The 1081-nt window shown below is 26.6% G+C and carries 2 protein-coding genes and 1 pseudogene; all 3 read left to right on the plus strand.

Going from position 1 to position 1081, the window contains the following annotated elements:
- Positions 1-323, plus strand: a pseudogene (locus F3G69_RS09365) (tRNA 2-selenouridine synthase); the annotation flags it as partial.
- Positions 324-461, plus strand: a complete 138-nt coding sequence (locus F3G69_RS09060) for a diadenosine tetraphosphate hydrolase (protein ID WP_084041845.1) — start codon at positions 324-326, stop codon at positions 459-461. It begins immediately after the preceding pseudogene.
- A gap of 147 nt (positions 462-608) precedes the next feature.
- A partial coding sequence (locus F3G69_RS09370) for a tRNA 2-selenouridine synthase (RefSeq protein WP_188115359.1) occupies positions 609-1081 on the plus strand: 473 nt, incomplete at its 3' end.

A 1081-nucleotide genomic window follows, 5' to 3' on the forward strand; every position in this document is an offset into this window, starting at 1 on the left:
ATGGTAAACCGTATTTTCTAGGTGGAACATCTAGTAAAATTTCACAAAGTTGTTATGAAAAAATTTATAATTTCATAGGTCATGAGAATTTAAAAAAATATGAACCTTGGATATTTTCAAATTTATATTACAAAGATAAAGAGGATAATATAGTTCAAATTTCATGTACTGTAGTTTATGAAAGAGTAAAAACACAGTATGGACTATTTGGAGATGAAGGTAGAGGATTTAGTTTTAAGAAAAACAGCTTTGAAAGTCTTGGTGGTGGAAACAAATTCATTCTAATAAACAACAAATTCATAAAAGCAAACAAGGACAAGTAAGTGCAAACTAAAAAATCAAATAAAGAGCTAATAAATTGCTTTAAAGACTATATTGATATAGCTGATGCAAGTTATGCAATGCTTCATAATGTATTTGAGAATGAAGGAAATGAACTTGATGAGCTTTATGATAAATGAACTAAGTTATGAAAATACTTGAAATAAACTTTTATCTGCATAATAAATTTTAATAAACCCCAAACAGCACATAATAAATTAATAATATTATAAATACAATAACAATAAAATATCCAAACTAAAATTTCAAACATAAAAGGATAATCAATGAAATTTCTAGCTATAACACTCTTACTTCTAACAAGTATATTCTTAATAGCTTGCTCAGCTAATCAAGCAAATAAAAAGATAAGTAACTCTGAACTAGAAAACTTAGCTAAACAATATGGTGGAGTATATATATTTAATCAAAAATTTGTTGATGAGATAGAGAAAAGAGAAGCTGAGAGAAAAGAGCTAAGTAAAAAAATGAAAGGTAGAGATTTGGGTGATGGGCTTTACGCTATTGATCCAAAGCCTATTAATGAAAAACTTCCACGAATTCTCTCAAATGGCAAAAAATACTACACTCGCTGGATAAATTATGAAAACCAAACTGGTAAGAAAGCCAAAACTTCTGAAGTCTATATAAATAAAATAATTGAGTTTATAGGTTTAGAAAATTTTAACAAAGAAAAACCATATTTAGATTTAGGAAAATTATATGTAGATGATAATGGAGAAATAGTTCCTATAAGCAT

This window comes from Campylobacter concisus (assembly GCF_902460625.1).
GTDB classification, from domain to species: Bacteria; Campylobacterota; Campylobacteria; order Campylobacterales; family Campylobacteraceae; genus Campylobacter_A; species Campylobacter_A concisus_AD.